General features: G+C 33.8%; 6 protein-coding genes. All 6 read left to right on the top strand.

Going from position 1 to position 4,039, the window contains the following annotated elements; genetic code table 11:
- On the top strand, nt 1-196 hold a 196-nt coding region (locus H4J69_RS19975), incomplete at its 5' end, for a hypothetical protein (RefSeq protein WP_220467919.1).
- A 1,319-nt stretch (nt 197-1,515) separates the two neighbouring features.
- On the top strand, nt 1,516-1,914 hold the full coding sequence (locus tag H4J69_RS19380) for a hypothetical protein (protein WP_182218602.1): 399 nt from the start codon (nt 1,516-1,518) through the stop codon (nt 1,912-1,914).
- Between the two features lie 105 nt (nt 1,915-2,019).
- Nucleotides 2,020-2,418 (top strand): hypothetical protein, encoded by a 399-nt coding sequence (locus H4J69_RS19375; RefSeq protein ID WP_182245172.1) that lies wholly within the window; start codon nt 2,020-2,022, stop codon nt 2,416-2,418.
- A 117-nt stretch (nt 2,419-2,535) separates the two neighbouring features.
- Nucleotides 2,536-2,811 (top strand): hypothetical protein, encoded by a 276-nt coding sequence (locus H4J69_RS19370; RefSeq protein WP_182172801.1) that lies wholly within the window; start codon nt 2,536-2,538, stop codon nt 2,809-2,811.
- Nucleotides 2,812-2,921: 110 nt separating this feature from the next.
- Complete coding sequence (locus tag H4J69_RS19365) at nt 2,922-3,428, top strand: GNAT family N-acetyltransferase (protein WP_182245173.1); 507 nt, start codon at nt 2,922-2,924, stop codon at nt 3,426-3,428.
- Nucleotides 3,429-3,579: 151 nt separating this feature from the next.
- Nucleotides 3,580-3,909 (top strand): hypothetical protein, encoded by a 330-nt coding sequence (locus H4J69_RS19360; protein ID WP_182218599.1) that lies wholly within the window; start codon nt 3,580-3,582, stop codon nt 3,907-3,909.
- Nucleotides 3,910-4,039: the final 130 nt, after the last annotated feature.

Raw genomic sequence — 4,039 nt, 5'->3', positions numbered from 1 at the left:
TAGGTGGCATTCTCGTATTGCTGCATCATGTTTACTTTTATTATCAACTTATAGTGTATATCTAACATTTATGGTGCTTGCAGGAGTCGAAATTGGTGGATCTAATCTATTAATATCTCTTGCAATTTTTTGGTTGTCTTTGCGTTGTACGGAAGCAACTGTTAAATTAAATAAACCTAATAAAAAGAACACCTAACAAGGCGTTCAAACGGACAAAAAACAGTTGGCTGTTTCACTCCGTTCACATTTTAGCCAACAATTTTTTGCCGCTTAACGTTGCGTTATAAGTATTTAAATTTATGAGTATGATTTGAATAAAGTTAGCTACATTACAGTTTCTTATTTAATATGTTGGCTTATTTCATATGTAATAATTAACGGTACTGAAAATTATGAAAGTATCGTTAGCTATTTCATTCAAGGATGGACTTTCAGTGGCTTTGTTAAACCAACTTATACATGGGTTTTAAGTTTAGCTATTTTCCTTGTATATATAATTGTATTGTTTGTTCTTAAGAAAGTCAGAGATAAGCAAGGCGCATAATACTTATAACAAGCTGTTCAAGCGGGACAAATTACAGTTGGCTGGTTCCGCTCCGCTTCACATTTTAGCCAACTACAATTTGCCCCTTAACAGGGCGTTAGGTAAACAAGGAGAGATTTGTGCTCGGTGTCATTTTAGTTTCAATAGTATTATTTTTTGTAATAAACAGATTTATTGCAAATAAAGCTACATTCAAAGATGTTTTGTTCTTCTTAGCTATTCCTTTTATAGTTCTATTTGCTACACGTTTATTACTTTGGATTACAGAACTAAATGCAACAATCAATTTAATTATATTATTGTCCATTATTCTGGTAACTATATTTTATGTCTTTGTCCGTTCTAAATCTAAATTTGAGCTCTCAAATAAACATGCAGTAATTGTATCATTTGTTTATTTTTTCAGCTTATGGGCTTCAGAAGTTATAACCGGTTTAACTACGTCATTAATGTTTACCTAACAAGGCATTCAAACGGACAAAAAACAGTTGGCTGTTTTCACTTCGTTCAACATTGTAGCCAACAATTTTTTGCCGCTTAATGTGGCGTTATGTTTACCTCTATTGGGTTGCACATTTGATAAAGTTTTTTACATCATTTAATTTTATATTCACCTTGATATTCCTAGTTATATCTAGCGCTATGTTTTATGAACTTATCTCTATTAAACAGGCTAAGTTATTAATTGTGTATTTAGCGTTATCAGGAACTCTTTATGGTTTATTTCTGGCTATAAAGAACAGAAGTAGTAACACGCTCGGTCGGTTTTCTGCTTTACTGTTGTTTTTTATTATCGTTATTGTTTCTTGTTTAAGTATTTTAATGTCAAATTAACGTTTGGTGTACTGTAAACATAACAAGAAATTCAACAAGGACAAAAAACAGTTGGCTTTTTGTTCACTACGTTCACTTATTTTAGCCAACCATTTTTTGCCTGTTAATTGGGCGTTATATTTATTCTGGGGGGAGTTTTGATTAAATCTATATCTTTAATAATATGTATCGTCAGTTTTCAGTCATTTTGCCAAACAGCGAATGAATTATCAGAAAATAATAAACCTATTGTGAAACATGCAAAAGATTTAATACATACTTATGATCGAGTAGTTGAAACAGATCTTATAGATTTCAAAGTCCCAATATTATCTGTTCATGAAGTGGTTAAATCAGCAGAGGTGTTTTTACAATCACAAGATATTGAAAGGCAACTATATTATCGTTCTGGTGTTTATTATGATTACGATTATGGCGAATGGACAATTAATTATGATTGTCACCCAATTAACGGAGTAACTCCATTTGATTGTGGCTTTAGAGTATCAATTGATAACACTCTAGATTTACAGCATAAATTAGGGCATTACCCATAAATATAACAAGACGTTCAAACGGACAAAAAACAGTTGGCTGTTTCACTCCGTTCACAATTTTAGCCAACAATTTTTTGCCGCTTAACGTGGCGTTAGAAGATTCGCATGAAAAAACTTATCGTTATAATTATTTATTCATTTTTGCTAACTTACATTGTAGGAAGCTATGCGTATAAAAAAGGCTTTGGCGATTCTGCTGCAACCGGTACATACGTCTCTCTTGCGGAAAGTTTTGTTACTTTACATGTTCTCAGAAACCAAACTCCCGATAAAAGCCTTGAGTTTCACGAATCTATGTTGGCATCGAATATAGCGATTCATAGGAATTTATTAAACTTACAGAGTATATTTCATAGAAAGTTAGACAATGGTCAACCTCAAGTAAATTTAGAGTATTACAAAAAAATTCAAGAATATATATCTACTCATCCGAACGAAAAATTTAGTGAACTCGTTATTAAAGATATAAATTGGCTTGTCGTAAATGAACAGAAAATCTTCTAACAAGCCATTCAAGCAGGACAAATAACAGTTGGCTATTTGCTCCTTCGTCGCTTATTTTAGCCAACCATTATTTGCCTCTTAATGGGGCGTTATGTTGATTAGTCATGGAGTTGGTATTTGGATAGTCTTGTTGCAGAAATCATAGATTTAATTACTTTGGATACTATTTCAATTACAGACAAAGAGTATTTAATCAGACTAGTTGGTGAACTATTAGGTTCAAAAAAGGATTGGTTTATCTGTCTTCAACAAAACATAGTATTACCACAAGAAGTAGCTTCGGGAATTATGGGGCATATTTTCACTATCGATAATGGTCGCTTTAGTAATGGAACTGTAGTTAACTTTAACTGTGAAAGTAAATTGGCTAACCTGTTGATGTCATCAACATAACAAGACGTTCAAACGGACAAAAAACAGTTGGCTGTTTCACTCCGTTCACAATTTTAGCCAACAATTTTTTGCCGCTTAACGTGGCGTTAGCCCTACTTGGAGATGTTTCAGTGTGTATTAATATTCGGCTAGAAAAAACTAGTGATATTCAAGATATTCATAAAACTACAATTGCAGTATTTCTTGATGCACCGCATACAGATCACACGGAACAATTTATTGTGGATGCATTGAGATGTTCCGGAATGTTGTCTGTTTCAATTGTTGCTGAAGACTCATCTAAAATAGTTGGACATGTCGCTTTATCGCCAGTTACTATCTCGAATGGTTCAAGTGATTGGTATGGTTTGGGGCCCATTTCCGTTGTCCCAACTGAACAAAATAAGGGAATAGGCTCTAAGCTAATGCATGCAGCTCTTAACGAATTAAAGAATCTCAATGCTAATGGCTGTGTATTACTTGGTGATCCTAATTACTATCGTCGATTTGGCTTTGAGCCTATAGATGGCTTAGTGCTCCCTGATGTTCCACCAGAATATTTTCAAGCAGCGTTAATTAAAGGTTCTTACCCTAAAGGCACGGTTGCATATCATGAGAGATTCTTAGCGCAGGGCTAACAAGGCGTTCAAACGGACAAAAAACAGTTGGCTGTTTCACTCCGTTCACAATTTTAGCTAACAATTTTTTGCCGCTTAACGTGGCGTTATGTGGTTCACGCGTGTATTAGCTGCTACATTTATATTTTTTAAAATGACTAAAGGATTACTCATGAAATTTACCATTTTTTTACCTGTATTATCTATTCTCACAATATTGTCTTTTAATACTCATTCAGAGGATCTTACAAAAAGGTCAGACATTGAATTGGGTGTTAAGAACTTAATGTGTTTGCAAGACTCTGGTTTTTATAGCTTGGGGGTTACTAGTAAGGAGTGCTCAACTATGACTGATGAAATAGTTAATAAATGTGTTTCTAAGTTACCAGAAAAATTTCCTGACTCAATGATTGAATCAAGTGATTCCCCGTTTGTAAAATGCTCGTGTAAAGTTTATGAGAACTATGTTTCTGATATAAAGAAAATACCAGGCTGTAGTTAAAAACCACATAACAACACGCCCTGAGGTGGACAACTAGTAAAATTTAGCTATTTATTGCAAATTTTAACAGTGGCGATCCTCTTCGGTTTAATGCTTCTAAATATTTTGATTCGTTGTAGGGCATCTTCGT

It is taken from the genome of Colwellia sp. BRX10-9, assembly GCF_014077405.1.
In the GTDB taxonomy this organism is placed as follows: Bacteria; Pseudomonadota; Gammaproteobacteria; order Enterobacterales; family Alteromonadaceae; genus Colwellia_A.
This window is presented reverse-complemented; position numbering and strand designations above follow the sequence as displayed.